Origin of the sequence: Chryseobacterium sp. 3008163 (genome assembly GCF_003669035.1) — a bacterium.
Taxonomy (GTDB): Bacteria; Bacteroidota; Bacteroidia; order Flavobacteriales; family Weeksellaceae; genus Chryseobacterium.
On the sequence record NZ_CP033070.1, the window covers coordinates 4,473,050 to 4,489,383 of the forward strand.

Genomic DNA, 16,334 nt, shown 5'->3' on the forward strand with positions numbered 1-16,334 from the left:
AAGACTTTTTAATTTAAAGTGGAATAGTGGCTTTAAGATGTTTTATACTTGTAAACTGATAGTTCTCTAAAATAAAAAGACATACTGAAATTAATCAGTATGTCTTTTTAGTAAGTCAATTATTATCTCTTAACTAAACAATTCTATTTCTTCTCCTTTTGCAACCGGATATTCTTCAGTGAAGCATCCAAAGCAATGGTTTGAAGAACCTAAAATTACTTTTAAGTTTTCTGTACTCAAAAATTCTAAAGAATCTACACCTAAATAATCTCTCAACTGTTCAGTCGACATATTTGCAGAAATCAAATCATCTTTCGATGGCGTATCAATTCCTAAATAACAAGGTGCAATAATTGGCGGAGATACACTTCTAAAGTGAATTTCCTTAACACCTGCTTCTTTTAGAATTTTTACTAATCTTTTTGAAGTCGTTCCACGAACGATTGAATCATCGATGATTACGACTCTTTTTCCTTTAATCTCAGAAATAATCGGGTTTAGCTTTAAGTTAACTACCCTTTCTCTCATTTCCTGAGTCGGTACGATAAAACTTCTTCCAATGTATCTGTTTTTAATCAAAACCGGACGGAAAGGTATCCCTGAAGCTTTAGAAAAACCAATCGCAGCCGGAACTCCAGAATCAGGAACACCAATCACGATATCTGCTTCTACAGGAGCCTGTTCCCAGATTTTCTCACCAGATTTTTCTCTGATTTCGTAAACATTGATATTTTCTAATGTAGAATCGGGTCTTGCAAAGTAAATATATTCAAATGAACAGATTCTTTGTTTTCCTCTTTCTTCATTGACCATGTAAGAATTCAGTTTTCCGGGCTCGTTTTCGTTGGTGTAAATAATTTCTCCTGGAAGAATATCTCTCACATATTGAGCTCCAACTGCATCTAAAGCGACAGATTCTGAAGCAACAACATACGTTTTTTCGTCAACTGCACCCAAAACCAAGGGTCTAATTCCGTTGAAATCTCTGAATGCAAAGAATTTATTTCTCGTCATTCCAACAACCGAATACGCACCTTCAATTTTCTCCATTGTCGCTTTAATCGCTCCACGAAGACCTAAATCAAGATTTTTTTGAATTAATCTTAAAATAACCTCAGAATCTGAAGTGGCTCTGAAAACAACGCCTTCAGCTTCCAATTCTGTTTTTAATTCTCTCGCATTGGTTAAGTTACCATTGTGAGCAATAGAAAGTATAATCTGGTCATATTCGTTTTTGGCGAAAAATGGCTGAAAATTATATTTCTTTTTATCTCCTGCAGTCGTGTAACGGGTGTGACCGATTGCAGAATTTCCCATAAAAGTTTCAGGATCTTTGATCTCTTTATAAACATCCAAAACCAAACCTTCATCTTTCATGTTGGTGATTTTCCCGTCTTTTAGAACAGAAATACCACAAGCTTCCTGACCTCTGTGCTGAAGCGCAAAAAGCCCGAACTGTGAAAGAGAAAACGTATCGAGATCATTGTCAGAATACATTCCGAAGATACCACACTCCTCATTGGGAGCATCCAGTCTTTCTTCTTCCTGCGTTCTGAAAAGATTTCTTCCGTAGGTTTGAGTCTCAAACTGTTTTAAATATTCACTTTTATGAATGTCTAAACTTTTCATTTCTATTTTTTCTAAATTTTGATGATGGAAGCTGGGAGCTTGAAGTCTGAAGTTTACAACTAAACTTTTAATTTTTGCCGATAAACTTCCAGCATCCAACTTCTGGCTTCTAGCCTAAATTACTTACCTAGTAAAGTTTTCAGTCTGTTGTAGATCTCAACGTAAGCTTCAGTTACTTCACCAAGATCTCTTCTGAATCTGTCTTTATCCAACTTCTTCATCGTGTCTTTGTCCCAAAGTCTGCAAGTATCAGGAGAAATTTCGTCTGCCAAAATAATTTCGCCGTCAGAAGTTTTTCCTAATTCAATTTTGAAATCAACTAAGATGATATTCATTTTGTCGAAAAGGTCAATCAGAATTTCGTTGATGTCTGCAGTTAGTGCATACATTTCTTTTAATTCTTCATAGGTAGCCGCACCTAAGAAAACTGCGTGGTGATCGTTGATTAGCGGATCTCCCAATTCGTCTTTTTTGTAGCAGATATCGAAGATTGTTACCGGAGATTTAATTCCCTCTTCAACACCTAATCTTTGTGCCATACTTCCCGCAGAATAGTTTCTTACCACCATTTCTAAAGGAATAATAGATACTTTTTTTACCAATTGTTCTCTTTCGTCCAATTGCTTAATGAAATGAGTTTTAATCCCTTTTTCATTTAAATATTCAAAAATAAGAGTGGTGATGGCGTTATTCATTTCACCTTTCAAATCTACTGATCCTCTTTTTTGAGCGTTAAATGCTGTAGCATCGTCCTTAAAACGTACTACTACTTCGTCAGGATTATCGGTAGCAAATACCTGTTTTGCTTTACCTTCATACAACATTTCTTTCTTTTGACTCATAATTTTTACTTTTTTTAAAGGAATTCGCGAATCTACGACTTCCGTTTCTGCATTAGATTTATATTATTTTACTTAATTAAAATTCCTGTTAAAACTGCCATTCCAAAGCTTAGCAATGTACCAATGAGTACATATTCTGTCAGTTTTCTTTGTTTTGCCTGAGCAAGATCGCTGAATCTGAAAACAGATTTTGCTGCAACCATAAATCCTACGCCTTCCCAATGATTCACCATGATAAATGTGAAAACCAAAAGGCGTTCTAAGATTCCTATATATTTTCCGGCACTTGATAAAGATTCGGTCTGTAAACTGGTTTGTGTCTCCGGAGCAGGCGTCCATGAAGACAGTAAAGTTCTAATAATAATTGATGCAGGACTTGTCAAAAACAACACTGCTACAATTATTTTTAAAGTGTTTTGATCTTTTAAAAATTCAAAATTAAATTCATTAAAATAAAAAGAAACTCCCGCAATCACTGCAATATGCAAAATCTGATCGATAAAAAACCATCTTTTTTTAGTTTTAATATTCTGAAAATAAAGCTTTGCGGAATCGATGATTAAATGTGAAATTCCCACCAATACGGCTACCCACCATAACTCAAGATTCCAAAGAAAAATAAAACTTAACACGTTGTGAATCAGAACGTGAAGGTACAAATATTTGCTCTTCAGTTTTCTGTTTTCTTTATCTGAAACCCAAGAATTTGGCTGAAGAATAAAATCTCCGAGTAGATGTGCCAATATGAGTTGAGTAAATATCATGTTACAGTTCTGAGATTTTCTTTCTAAAATATTGATTGGTTTCTACGATCAATTCGTAGTTTGCGCGCTTCAGCCTTTGGCTGATTGAGGATTGTGATATCGTAAATTTCTTGGCAAGATCTTCCTGTGTGATGTCATTGTTCATGATCATTTCGTGGATGATTTCGGCTGTTGCCATCGTCCAGCTGTCAAAATCTTTTGAAGACCATTTAAGCAAAATATTGAGATCACGATCTAAAGAATCGTTGGAAGTTTTGATAGAAACGGTGTGCCCGTCACTTTTAAGATCATTCAATAATCTCCCGGAATTTACATAAGCTGTACCGTTAGATTCAGTGATTTTTTCTGATGAAAAGTTTTCTTCACCGATGCCTATGGCAATTCTTACGTCTAAATTTTCCTGACTTCTAATAAGAGATTTGATGGCTAGAAAACGCCAGAAAACGTCATCTATACTGCATTTGAACTGAAATTCGTCTCCTCTGTATATTTCCCATGTTTGTGGAGCACTTCCCCACTTTTCAAGAAGATTTTTTAGTTTGGTAATCCAAACTTCAGTGTCTGCATGTTGCGAATTAATAATATCACCCGTGATGACCGCTATCATTCTGCAAATATAAGCATAAATACTTATATGTGAAAATTATAAGCAGATACACTTATAGATATTAATTATTAGTGAATCTGCTTATATCAATGTTACGGTATTTTTAATTTTATTTCTTAATAAACGGGTAGATTTTTCCGTCTAATTTAAGCAGATAATTTCCTGACTGTAAATTCCCTACAGAAATATTTTCTTTGTTTTTAAAAGGTTTTTTCTCTGTAAAAATTAATTTCCCTGAAAAATCTAAAATCTGCGCTTCATCAATTTTTTGCAAACTTCCTTTCACATAAATATAATCACGAACCGGATTCGGATAAATTTTAAATTCTTCAGTATCAACATATTGGTCTTCTGAAGTAGAAAGTACACCTAAATTTTGACAGTAGTTTGCTGCATAAGAGTCCCAATCTCCACTGTTGAAAGTTGTACTCGGCTGTGTTACGGTAGGCTTTCTGTACAAAGAAAGATTTGCATTATTGTTTTGTACCGCCTTCATTCCAATTGCATCCACTGTTGAAGATTTGTATGCTAATTCCACATATTGAGTTCCCGAAAAATTCAAAGCATCACCAGCTGTCAGGAAATCTGCTTCATTATTTGTTACACAGGAAAGTGTCGCTTTTGGATTAAGAATGATAAAAGTTTCATTATTTGGAATTTTTCCTTCCAATTCAAAACTATTTCCATAGTAATAAGTAGGTGTTGGAGAACTGCTATTGTAAAACTGAACTCTGATGCTATAATTGTTTAGATCAACTTCATGTCCCGTTTTGTTTACAATTTCTATTGCTTTGTTATTATCTGTTCCTTCAATGTATTTAACGACGAAAAGATCTTTAGAATTTACGTCTGTGGCTAAAGTTGATATCGAAATTGTATTGCTATCTGCTGATTGTAAGTAAGCATTGTCGTATGCCCGAACTGTGAATGAATATGAGGTTGATGGATTTAAATGATCAATAATAATCGAGTTTGATTTTGTGGTAGTTAGATACGTTCCATTTTGATAAATGTTATATCCGATAACGTCAGTGCTGGTACTCGATGACCATGTTAAATTTGTAAAATAGGCTCCTGCTTGCGTAGAGTTTAAATTCAAAGGCGCTTGCGGAGCGATAGCATCCGGAGTTTGCGTCCAGATAGTATTTACCCATTGAGGATTGTCGACAAAAGGATTTCTGTTTTTCTGAATATTATATACTGCATTATTTCTGTCTATTTCTCTTTGCGAAACAGGATCTTGCTGATGCCACTGCAATAACATGGTGATGTAGGCAGGATCAAAAGCACGTTCGGCAGTGCCGTCTAGTGCAGAGCGGTCTACTGCAGGGTTTATGTTGGTTGAATAATTGAATGAAGGTAATTTATCTTCATATCTTACCCCAAAATACAGCAACATTCTTGCGATATCACCTTTAAACTCGTTAATGGGTTCATACACTCTATTGGTATATACGTAATTCGGAATTGCGCTGTTAGCTATTCTCGAAGTATTAGAAAAAGTATGGTGAACGGTCGAGTTCCCTATTCCGTATGGATAGTTGCTACGTAAATTATTGATTCTGGCATCGGTAGGAATCACAAAATGAAGATCAGAATACATAGGATAATTACTGTTAAATGTACTCTGAGGAACCGCATGCTCTCTGTTGTAACCAAGACCTTCAGCAGCGCCTGCGCCAGAAAGTAAGTTTGCCGATGTATATTCGTAAGCATCTGGTCCCAAAGGAATTTCTGAGTAAATATCTAATAAAAAGCTAGTATTACTTGTACCATGATCATAATATTTATCTAAATCTGTTTGGTTGTAATAGTTGGGCAAATCGCTATAATGCCAGTTCACGTTATTTGCTGAGATGATTTCGTGTACTTTACTTTTCAAGGTATATCCTGTCAAGTCTGTAGTTCCATCATAATATCCTGCAGGAATTTGTGCAAAAGCATATGATGAAATTAAAAATATAGGAAGTAAAATTTTTTTCATTCTCTTAAAATTGGATGGCTAAATTAGTAAATTATTGTAATTTAATGTATTGAACTTCATTAATAATATATTAATTTATAAAATATAAAAAACTGATAAATAAAACATTAGGCGAAAAACATTGATGTGATAATAATTTTTTTTACTATTTCGGCAATTTAAGTATCTTTGGGCACTAACTATTATCTAATATGAATACAGAAACTATCAACAACATTAAAATGATAGCTGAAACAGCAAAAGAATTTGCTGAGAAAAATATCAGACCCAATATTATGGAATGGGACGAAAGTCAGACTTTTCCTAAAGAATTATTTCATCAATTAGGTGATATGGGTTTCATGGGAATCGTAATTCCTGAGCAGTATGGTGGTTCTGGATTGGGATATCATGAGTATGTGACCATTTTGGACGAAATTTCTCAGGTTGATCCGTCAATCGGACTTTCTGTTGCAGCTCACAATTCATTATGCACCAATCATATTTATGAATTCGGAAACGAAGAGCAAAGAATGAAATGGCTTCCTCAGCTAGCTACTGGAAAAGTAATTGGAGCTTGGGGATTGACAGAGCACAATACAGGATCTGATTCTGGCGGAATGTCTACAACTGCTGTTAAAGATGGTGACGAATGGGTAGTCAATGGAGCTAAAAACTTTATCACTCATGCAATTTCAGGAGATATCGCTGTTGTGATGACGAGAACAGGTGAAATTGGAGCTAAAAATAATTCAACCGCTTTCGTTCTTGAAAAAGGTATGGCTGGTTTTACTTCTGGGAAAAAAGAAAATAAATTAGGAATGCGTGCTTCAGAAACTGCAGAACTTATTTTTGATAATGTTCGTGTACCAGATTCTCACCGTTTGGGAGAAGTTGGTGAAGGTTTTAAGCAGGCAATGAAAATATTAGATGGAGGTAGAATTTCTATCGCTGCTTTAAGTCTAGGAACTGCAAGAGGAGCTTATAAAGCTGCTTTAAAATACGCTCAGGAAAGAAAACAGTTTGGGAAAGCAATTTCTGAATTTCAAGCAATCAACTTCATGTTGGCAGATATGGCTACGGAAATCGACGCTTCAGAATTGTTGATTCAAAGAGCTTCTACATTGAAAAATGCTAAGCAAAAGATGACAAAAGAAGGTGCAATGGCAAAATTGTACGCATCTGAAGCTTGTGTTAGAATTTCTAATAACGCTGTACAGATTTTCGGAGGTTACGGTTACACAAAAGACTTCCCTGCTGAGAAATTCTACAGAGATTCTAAACTATGTACCATTGGAGAAGGAACTTCTGAAATCCAAAGATTGGTTATCGGCAGAGAAATTACAAAGTAAACTATTAAAAAAACACACAATGATAAAAAAAATATTATTAGACGAATTTTTGCATGAAGCAGAGAGCACGAGAAAACTTTTAAAAGCAATTCCGGACAGTGCTTTGGATTTTAAACCATCTGAAATCAATTGGACTACGGCCCAGTTGGCTTCTCATATTTCTGAAGTTTACAATTGGTATGATGTTACTTTTAATAAAGACGTTTTGGATATGGGCACATACCAATACGATAAAGGTGACATTTCTAAGGCAGAAAATATTGTAGCAAAGTTCGAAGAGAATGTTGCGAATGCACAGCAAGCTATAGAAAAATGGGATGAAAATACGATGATGAATGAATGGAAAATGGAAATGGACGGCAATTCGATCTTTCCTCCAATGCCAAAAATTCAGGTAATTCGTTCGTTTTTGTACAACCATCTGTATCATCACCGAGGTGAACTGATTGTTTACCTAAGGTCTACAGGAAATAAAGTTCCTGGGATGTACGGACCAACTGCCGACGATCAAATGTAAGTTCATAATTATATTATTAATAAGTTAATAGCATACGTAAATAACGTATGCTATTTTTTTTGAAAGAAGTATTTACCGTATATTTAATGTGTTGCATAATAAATTAAATCAATTATCTAAATTATTCTTAAATTTTTTGTTTTTCATAAAGAATATTTTATTAGCTTTGGTATTCCACAATCAAAATAATATTTTTTATGAAAAAACAACTATTTGTGATTGGAATGCTTTTTATCTCAGGCATTTCTTTCGCTCAGACTGATCGACTATGGTCTGAAGCTTCTTCAAAAACAAACTCAGAAGTTTTAGAAAACAAAACAAACATTCTTAATCCTAAAATTTATCAGCTTGATATCAATGGATTAAAAAACGCTCTTGCTAAAGCCCCAAAAAGATTAGCTTCGGGAGCAAAATCAGAAATTATTATTTCGTTTCCAAATTCTGACGGAAAATTAGAGAACTTTAAAGTAAGAGAAAATTCAAATTTTGATCCTCAGCTTGCGGCAAAATATCCGGATATTAAATCTTACGTTGGCGAAGGTCTTGAAGATCCTAACTCTACGGTTTACTTCAGTATTTCTCCTCTGGGACTCTCTTCAATGGAAATTTATGGTGACAAATCGGCTGTTTTTATTGAACCTTACACAAAAGATCTTTCTTCTTATGTAGTCTATAAGAAATCTGATAAAAAAGATAACTTAAATACTTTTGAATGCACTGTTATCGATGTTGCTCAAAAAGGAATCAGCAGCACTACTCTTGCAGCAAGACCAAACGCAGATGATGCTAAATTAAGAACATTCCGATTGGCGCTTTCTTCAACAGGTGAATACACAACTTATTTTGGAGGAACAAAAGCACTCGCTTTAGCTGCAATGAATAATACGATGACCCGAGTAAACGGTGTTTTTGAAAAAGATTTTGCAGCAAGAATGGTTTTAATAGCCAATAATGATGCGGTAATTTATACAAGTGCGTCTTCAGATCCTTATTCTGCTGCTGCACAAATGAGCAACTGGAATTCTCAGCTTCAGTCAACTTTAACATCAGTTATTGGTGAAGCAAATTATGATGTAGGGCATTTATTTGGAGCTTCAGGAGGTGGCGGAAATGCTGGCTGTATTGGATGCGTTTGTGTAAATGGTTCGAAAGGTAGCGGATATACTTCCCCATCAGACGGAATCCCATCGGGTGATAATTTTGATATTGATTATGTTGCGCACGAATTAGGTCACCAATTTGGTGGTAATCACACTTTTTCACACGGAAATGAAGGAACCGGCGTGAATATGGAACCGGGCTCAGGCTCAACAATCATGGGTTATGCCGGAATTACGGCTCAGGATATTCAGCCGCATTCAGATTCTTTCTTTCATGCGATAAGTATTCAACAGATTACGAATAATATTAAAGCTAAAACCTGTCCGGTAAGCACTTCTACAGGAAATTCAATTCCAACAGCAGATGCTGGTTTAGATTATACCATTCCGAAAAGCACACCATTTATGCTGACAGGAACGGGAACTGATGCAAATGGAGATTCTTTAACCTATATCTGGGAGCAAGTTGACAACGCTTCATCTTCTCAAACAGGAGCAAGTTCTGCAGCAAGCGCAACAAAAGCAACAGGACCAACATTCAGATCTTGGACACCAACGACAACTCCTGTAAGATATTTCCCAAGAATGGCTTCTGTTTTAGCAGGTGCAACAACCACAGCTGGTTCAGAAATCAATGTCGAAGCACTTTCTTCTGTAGCAAGAGCTTTAAATTTCAGATTTACAGTTCGTGATAACAGAGCCGGAGGTTCCGGAAACAATTCTGACGATGCTAAAGTTACCGTGAATGCAACTGCAGGACCCTTCATTATTACTTCACAAGGTACAGCGACAACTTACGCAGGAGGAAGCTCACAAAACATAACCTGGAACGTAGCCGGAACAACTGCAAATGGTGTCAACGCAGCCAATGTAGATATTCTTTGGTCGACAAATTCTGGGACAACTTGGACTACTTTGTTGGCTGGAACTCCGAATGACGGTTCTCAAGCGGTAGTAATTCCGAATGTTACGACAACAACAGGAAGAATTATGGTAAAAGGAAGCAATCATATTTTCTTTGATGTCAATAATGCTAATATTTCAGTAAATGCAGGATCCGGAAGCACAGATACAGTTGCTCCTACTGCTCCTACTCTTTCAGCCTCAGGAACAACTTCTACAACCACCAATCTTTCTTGGTCTGGCGCAACAGATGCTGTAGGTGTTACTGGTTATGATGTTTATCAGGGTTCTTCATTGATTGGAAATACTGCTTCTACAACGTATACTGTAACGAGTTTGACTCCTTCTACAATGTATAGCTTTACTGTACGAGCTAAAGATGCAGCAGGAAATGTTTCTACAGCAAGCAATACGGCAACAGTAACTACTCTTGCGGGAAGCACTGTTACTTATTGTACAGCAACCGCTACGAATACTGCAGATGAAAGAATTGGAAATGTAACATTTGGAAGCATCAATAATACTTCAACAGGAACTGCTGGATACGAAAACTTCACTTCTATTTCAACAAATGTAACCACAGGAACTGCAAATGCAATTTCTATCACTCCGGTTTGGACGTCAACTAAATATAATGAAGCGTACGCAGTTTACATTGATTATAATAAAGACGGTGATTTTACAGACAGCGGAGAATTGGTTTGGACAAAAACAGGTTCGCAAACTACTCCTGTAACAGAATCAATCACGATTCCTTCAACAGCAACTTTAGGAAGTACGAGAATGAGAGTAATGATGCAGTACAATTCTGTTCCTTCATCATCTTGCGGATCTTACACTTACGGACAGGTTGAAGATTATACTTTAAATATTCTTTCACCAGGAAGAGGAAATGATTTTGATGTCAAAAATGTATTGACTGATATTAAATTATATCCAAATCCTGTAAGAGATATTTTAAATATTTCAAATACGAACGCAGAGGATTATAAAATCTTCGATATGGGTGGAAAACTAATCAACTCAGGAAAACTCGAAAGAGGCACAGTGAATGTAAGCAGCCTTACCGCAGGAGCATACACAATCCAGATTGGTGAAATCTCAAAAAGATTTATCAAAAATTAACCATTAAAAAATTAAACTTGAAGAGACTGCCAGAAATGGCGGTCTTTTTTTATCAGTAATGAATAATTGGTAATAAGTGATTTTGCTTCTAGCTTCCAACAATTTCCCAAAATCACTATATTTGCTTTAAATTTAAAAATTTCATGGATAAAATTGACAGTCTGAACCAAGTAGCAGAATTCCACACCACTTTCAAAGCTCCTATTTTGGAGACTCCACAAATTCCTTCTCAGGAAAGATGTAATCTGAGAGTTGAGCTTTTACAGGAAGAATTAAATGAACTGAAACAAGCAATTGAAGATAAAAATTTAGTAGAAATAGCTGATGCATTATGCGATTTGCAATATGTTCTAAGCGGTGCGGTGTTAGAGTTTGGATTAGGTGATAAATTTGTAGAACTGTTCAATGAAGTTCAGCGTTCAAATATGTCGAAAGCTTGCGACAATGAAGAACAGGCAAACGAAACAGTAGAATTTTACGCTGCAAAAGAGGTTGAATCTTTCTATGAAAAATCCGGAGAAAAATTCAATATATACAGAAAGGCAGATCATAAAGTATTGAAAAACAAATACTACTCTCCTGCCGATTTAAAAACAATTATCGAAAATTAAGATATTAAGATGAAGAAAATTATTACCAAGATATTGGCAGTTTCAATGATTTCATTGGCTGTTCAGGAGTTTAGCGCTCAGAAAGTAGTTGTCAATCGCGAGGTTGAAACAACAAACGACGGCAAAATGCTCTTGGGAAACCAATTAAAAGAGCAGTTTGTAAAAGAACCTTATTCTGAATGGTATACCAAAGAATTCAACGAGTATGCCCTAGATCAAAAAGCTGTTGGGGAATTAAAGAAAAACAAAATCAATTCTTACAATCTGATCGTTTTCATGGGAACATGGTGTGAAGATTCTCACAGAGATTTTCCAAGATTGATGAAGATTTTGGAAGAAGTAAAATATCCTGACAGCAGATTGACAATCATTGCGGTTAACCGTAAGAAAGAATCTCCTACCGGCGACGAATCAAAATATAACATCCAGAAGGTCCCAACCATCATCGTTGAAAAATATGGCAAGGAAATTGGAAGAATTATTGAAATGCCGACTACAGGATACATCGAAAGAGATCTTGTGGAAATCTTAAAGAAAGATGACCAATCGGTGATCAAAGAAATATTTAAAAAAGAAAATTGAGAAATTTAAAACTTGTTCTTCCATTTGTTGCAGGAATACTCCTGATGTTAATTCTGTTTTTTAGTTTCAGATCTTGTTTAAAAATAAGTGAGAAAACTGAGAAATCTGACTACTATATTTTGACCAATCAAATCTCGAAGATGAATAAGATGGTCGTTTTGGAGCAGGATTTTTCTGCGATGCAGAAAACAAAATTCGGCTACGAATTTTTTGGGAAGGAAATGACAAGCAATAGCGTTATTACTTACACTAAAACCAATGCGCAGGTTTCCTATGATTTAAATAAGATGAAAATGGAAGTCGATTCTGTGAATAAAAAACTGATTATCACAGATCTTCCTAATGCGGATATCAGAATCACTCCAAGTGTGGAAATTCAGTCATTGGATGATTCTTTTATCAACAGAATTTCCGAAAAAGATATTAAAACTGTTCAGCAAAAGGCGAAACAAACGGCGATCAATTCTGTAGATCAAAACAAACTGAGAAGTGAAGGTAAACAGCAATTGATGGAAAATCTGAACAATATTTTCGTTTTGGCAAAGGCTTTGAACTATACGATAGAAGATAAAACCGGACAACTCGGTGTTCTTGGACTCTAAAAATTCAAAAATATGGACTCAAACGACGATAACAAAAAGAAAGAATCTGCAAATTCCGCAGAAACGAAAAAGCAGAATGAAGATTTTCAAAATATTCCTGCTTCCTCAAAAAAACAAAATCCACCCGATGTAGATAAAGAAGATGTGAAAAAATCTTCAGAAAACAAATCAGGAAAAACAGATAATACTAAGTGAAAGCTTAGTATTTTTTTTGCAACTATTTATTAGGGCAGCTTTTCTGCCTCGTAGTTTATCCTGAGCGAAGTCGAAGGGTTCCCGCTTTTTTTCTGGCAATGCAAACCAATTGATATCATCATTTACAAAGTGAGCCAATCGCATCGCTAGAAAAAAAAGCTTCACTCAGGTCGGGCTGCGATTTTCAGCAGATTTCAAAACTTATCATAAATCCGAAACTTGACATTCTTTAAAAGCGATTTTAAAACTCTAAAACGGTTACTGAAAAATAAACATTAACGTCAGAATTTAAAATAAATTGTATTTTTTGTGAATTATCAGGCTACGATTTCATAAAGAAGTAAAAAATGCGTATTTTTGCAACTTAAAATTTCTTAGTAAACAATGATAAAAATTACACTTCCAGACAATAGCGTCAGAGAATTTGAGGGAGAAGTCACTCCGTTGGATGTGGCAAAATCTATAAGCGAGGGATTGGCTAGAAATACCATTTCCGCAGTTGTAAACGGCACACAAGTCGAAGTTACCACGCCTATTACCACAGATTCTACAGTACAGCTTTTGACATGGAATGATGATCTTGGTAAGAAAGCTTTCTGGCATTCTTCTGCCCATCTTTTGGCGCAGGCTATCCTTGAATTTTATCCTAACGCTCAATTAACAATTGGTCCGGCAATCGAAAGCGGATTTTATTATGACGTAGATTTCGGTGACGAAGTTTTGTCTGAAAAAGATTTTGAGAAAATTGAAAAGAAAGTTTTAGAAAACGCTAAAAAAGCTTCAACATTCTCTCTGTACCCTGTTTCTAAAGCTGAAGCTTTAAAAACTTACGCAGACAATCCTTATAAAGTAGAATTGATTTCTAATCTTAATGATGGTGAAATCACTTTTGTAACGCACGATAACTTCACAGACCTTTGTCGTGGTGGTCACATTCCAAACACTGGAATTGTGAAAGCGGTAAAGATTTTGAATGCTGCTGGTGCATACTGGAGAGGAAACGAGAAAAATCCTCAATTAACAAGAGTGTACGGTATTTCTTTCCCGAAACAGAAAGAATTGACTGAATATCTTGAGCTATTAGAGGAAGCTAAAAGAAGAGATCATAGAAAATTAGGTAAAGAATTAGGAATTTTTGCTTTCTCAGAAAAAGTAGGTGCAGGTTTACCACTTTGGTTGCCAAAAGGTACTGCTTTGAGAAAAAAATTAGAAAATTTCCTTTCTGATGCTCAGAAAAAAGGAGGCTACGAATTTGTAATGACACCACATATTGGTGCAAAAGAATTGTATGTAACTTCCGGACACTGGGATAAATATGGAGCAGACAGTTTCCAACCGATCAAAACTCCGAATGAAGGAGAAGAATTCATGCTGAAACCGATGAACTGTCCTCACCACTGTGAAATCTACAAAACTTCTCAATGGAGCTACAGAGATTTGCCAAAAAGATATGCAGAATTCGGAACTGTTTATAGATATGAGCAAAGTGGTGAACTTCACGGCTTGACAAGAGTTCGTGGATTTACCCAAGATGACGCTCACCTTTTCTGTACTCCGGATCAGCTGATGGATGAGTTTAAGAAAACAATTGATTTGGTTCTTTATGTTTTTGGTTCACTTGGGTTTGCTGATTTTACTGCTCAGATTTCATTAAGAGATCCTGATAATAAAGAAAAGTATATTGGTTCTGATGAAAACTGGGAAAAAGCAGAAAACGCAATCGTTACTGCAGCAAAAGAAAAAGGATTAAACACAGTTACAGAATATGGTGAAGCTGCATTTTATGGTCCTAAATTAGATTTCATGGTGAAAGATGCTTTAGGAAGAAAATGGCAGTTAGGAACTATTCAGGTAGATTACAATTTACCGGAAAGATTCGACCTTACTTATATCGGAAGTGATAATGAAAAGCACAGACCGATTATGATTCACAGAGCACCTTTTGGTTCTATGGAACGTTTTATTGCGATCTTATTAGAAAATACTGCCGGAGATTTTCCATTGTGGTTGAGCCCAGATCAGTTTACGATATTGCCAATCAGTGAAAAATATGTAGATTATGCTAAAAAAGTTTCAGAATTTTTAGAAATTCACGATATTAGCGGATTGATTGACGAGCGAAACGAAAAAACGGGTAAAAAAATCCGTGATGCGGAATTGAAAAAGATTCCTTTCATGCTTGTAGTGGGAGAAAATGAAGAAAGAGATGGCACAATTTCTGTACGTAGACGTGGAGAAGGCGATCTTGGAGTAATGAGCATGGATGAGTTTGCAGCGTACTTCAAAAAAGAAGCAAAAATATAGATTAAAAGATTTAGGTCTTTTAACTTCAATTAGTTATTAACCAATAAAATTATAAAGCAATAGCACAACGATTTAACAACAGAGGCCCACAAAGACGTCCACCTCAGGAGGACTTACACATGATAAACGATAAGATTCGCGTAAGAGAACTTCGTTTAGTGGGCGACAACGTAGAAGCGGGAATTTTCCCAATTGACAAAGCGAGACAAATTGCCAAAGAACAAGAGCTAGATTTGGTCGTGATTTCAGACAAAGCTGAACCTTTCATTGCGAGGATATTAGACTATAAAAAGTTTTTGTACGAGCAAAAGAAAAAAACAAAAGAACTTAAAGCAAAACAAATCAAAGTGGTTGTTAAAGAGATCCGTTTCGGACCTCAGACTGACGAGCACGATTATGATTTTAAGAAAAAACATGCTGAAAAGTTCTTAGAAGAAGGTTCAAAATTGAAAACCTACGTATTTTTCAAAGGACGTTCTATTATCTTTAAAGATCAGGGTGAAATTTTGCTTCTTAAACTGGCTCAGGAACTTGAGCACGTTGGGAAAGTAGATCAATTACCTAAACTTGAAGGTAAGAGAATGATTATGATGATGAGTCCTAAAAAACCAGCTAAATAATTTGACAATCTGATGATGAGTTTCTGACTCATTGTCATACGAAATACACATAGAGAGATTTTCTAAGGAAAGTCTCTTTTTGTATGATTATTTTTCGTAATTTTGCAAACCGAATATCCGCGTGAAGGATAGAAATGGAAAGCCCACAGCAGGAGCTAGCAAAAGCAATGGAGCGAGGACTTGAAATGGATAGCCTGACCCGAATGAGTGAATGTAGCGATGCGGAATGAACGAGTGAGGGACACGCCCAAGATAATGTAACAATCTAAAAGTCTAACAATGTAACAATCGATTTTGTCATTGATACGCTGGTAAACTGATATATTGCTACACTTGAAAATAGTATTGATAACAAAAACATAAAAAAGCAAACAATGCCAAAATTAAAAACGAAATCAGGTGCTAAGAAGCGTTTTAAACTTACCGGAACTGGTAAGATTAAAAGAAAAAATGCTTTCAAAAGCCACATCTTAACTAAAAAAGAAACTAAGCAGAAGAGAAATCTTACTACTACTTCTTATGTTGCGAAAGTGGATGAGAAAGGCGTTAAACGTCAATTAGCAATTAAGTAGTTTTTATAAATCATTTTTCGGTTTATAAGAATAACAATTCAACATT

The 16,334-nt window shown here is 35.5% G+C and carries 15 protein-coding genes; 10 read left to right on the forward strand and 5 right to left on the reverse strand.

What is annotated here, in order from left to right; genetic code table 11:
* Window positions 1-129 precede the first annotated feature (129 nt).
* The 5 genes from purF to EAG08_RS20820 all read right to left on the reverse strand — a co-directional run bounded on the left by purF (window position 130) and on the right by EAG08_RS20820 (window position 5,826).
* Window positions 130-1,629, reverse strand: coding sequence for an amidophosphoribosyltransferase (purF, locus tag EAG08_RS20800; protein WP_129537118.1), 1,500 nt, complete (start codon window positions 1,627-1,629; stop codon window positions 130-132).
* Window positions 1,630-1,748: 119 nt separating this feature from the next.
* Window positions 1,749-2,471, reverse strand: coding sequence for a phosphoribosylaminoimidazolesuccinocarboxamide synthase (gene purC, locus EAG08_RS20805; RefSeq protein WP_129537119.1), 723 nt, complete (start codon window positions 2,469-2,471; stop codon window positions 1,749-1,751).
* A 68-nt stretch (window positions 2,472-2,539) separates the two neighbouring features.
* A complete protein-coding gene (locus EAG08_RS20810) occupies window positions 2,540-3,235 on the reverse strand; it encodes a DUF3307 domain-containing protein (RefSeq protein ID WP_129537120.1) in 696 nt (231 codons plus the stop codon).
* A 1-nt stretch (window position 3,236) separates the two neighbouring features.
* Window positions 3,237-3,842, reverse strand: coding sequence for a SatD family protein (locus tag EAG08_RS20815; RefSeq protein ID WP_129537121.1), 606 nt, complete (start codon window positions 3,840-3,842; stop codon window positions 3,237-3,239).
* Between the two features lie 109 nt (window positions 3,843-3,951).
* Window positions 3,952-5,826 (reverse strand): endonuclease, encoded by a 1,875-nt coding sequence (locus tag EAG08_RS20820; RefSeq protein WP_129537122.1) that lies wholly within the window; start codon window positions 5,824-5,826, stop codon window positions 3,952-3,954.
* A 191-nt stretch (window positions 5,827-6,017) separates the two neighbouring features.
* Between EAG08_RS20820 and EAG08_RS20825 the strand changes: the two genes are divergently transcribed.
* From EAG08_RS20825 to rpmI, 10 genes are all read left to right on the forward strand, one after another.
* A complete protein-coding gene (locus EAG08_RS20825; RefSeq protein WP_129537123.1) occupies window positions 6,018-7,157 on the forward strand; it encodes an acyl-CoA dehydrogenase family protein in 1,140 nt (379 codons plus the stop codon).
* A 19-nt stretch (window positions 7,158-7,176) separates the two neighbouring features.
* Window positions 7,177-7,674: a DinB family protein gene (locus EAG08_RS20830; RefSeq protein WP_129537124.1), complete on the forward strand. Its 498-nt coding sequence runs from the start codon at window positions 7,177-7,179 to the stop codon at window positions 7,672-7,674.
* Window positions 7,675-7,871: 197 nt separating this feature from the next.
* Window positions 7,872-10,802, forward strand: coding sequence for a reprolysin-like metallopeptidase (locus tag EAG08_RS20835; RefSeq protein WP_129537125.1), 2,931 nt, complete (start codon window positions 7,872-7,874; stop codon window positions 10,800-10,802).
* Between the two features lie 143 nt (window positions 10,803-10,945).
* On the forward strand, window positions 10,946-11,413 hold the full coding sequence (locus EAG08_RS20840) for a nucleoside triphosphate pyrophosphohydrolase family protein (protein ID WP_129537126.1): 468 nt from the start codon (window positions 10,946-10,948) through the stop codon (window positions 11,411-11,413).
* A 9-nt stretch (window positions 11,414-11,422) separates the two neighbouring features.
* A complete protein-coding gene (locus EAG08_RS20845; protein WP_129537127.1) occupies window positions 11,423-11,995 on the forward strand; it encodes a TlpA family protein disulfide reductase in 573 nt (190 codons plus the stop codon).
* Window positions 11,992-12,597 (forward strand): DUF4230 domain-containing protein, encoded by a 606-nt coding sequence (locus EAG08_RS20850; protein ID WP_129537128.1) that lies wholly within the window; start codon window positions 11,992-11,994, stop codon window positions 12,595-12,597. Before EAG08_RS20845 ends, EAG08_RS20850 begins: the two co-directional genes overlap by 4 nt.
* Window positions 12,598-12,609: 12 nt before the next feature.
* A complete protein-coding gene (locus EAG08_RS20855) occupies window positions 12,610-12,792 on the forward strand; it encodes a hypothetical protein (RefSeq protein ID WP_129537129.1) in 183 nt (60 codons plus the stop codon).
* Between the two features lie 384 nt (window positions 12,793-13,176).
* On the forward strand, window positions 13,177-15,096 hold the full coding sequence (gene thrS / locus EAG08_RS20860) for a threonine--tRNA ligase (RefSeq protein ID WP_129537130.1): 1,920 nt from the start codon (window positions 13,177-13,179) through the stop codon (window positions 15,094-15,096).
* A 119-nt stretch (window positions 15,097-15,215) separates the two neighbouring features.
* Window positions 15,216-15,716, forward strand: a complete 501-nt coding sequence (infC, locus tag EAG08_RS20865; protein ID WP_047444040.1) for a translation initiation factor IF-3 — start codon at window positions 15,216-15,218, stop codon at window positions 15,714-15,716.
* A 374-nt stretch (window positions 15,717-16,090) separates the two neighbouring features.
* Complete coding sequence (gene rpmI, locus EAG08_RS20870; protein WP_047444039.1) at window positions 16,091-16,288, forward strand: 50S ribosomal protein L35; 198 nt, start codon at window positions 16,091-16,093, stop codon at window positions 16,286-16,288.
* Window positions 16,289-16,334: the final 46 nt, after the last annotated feature.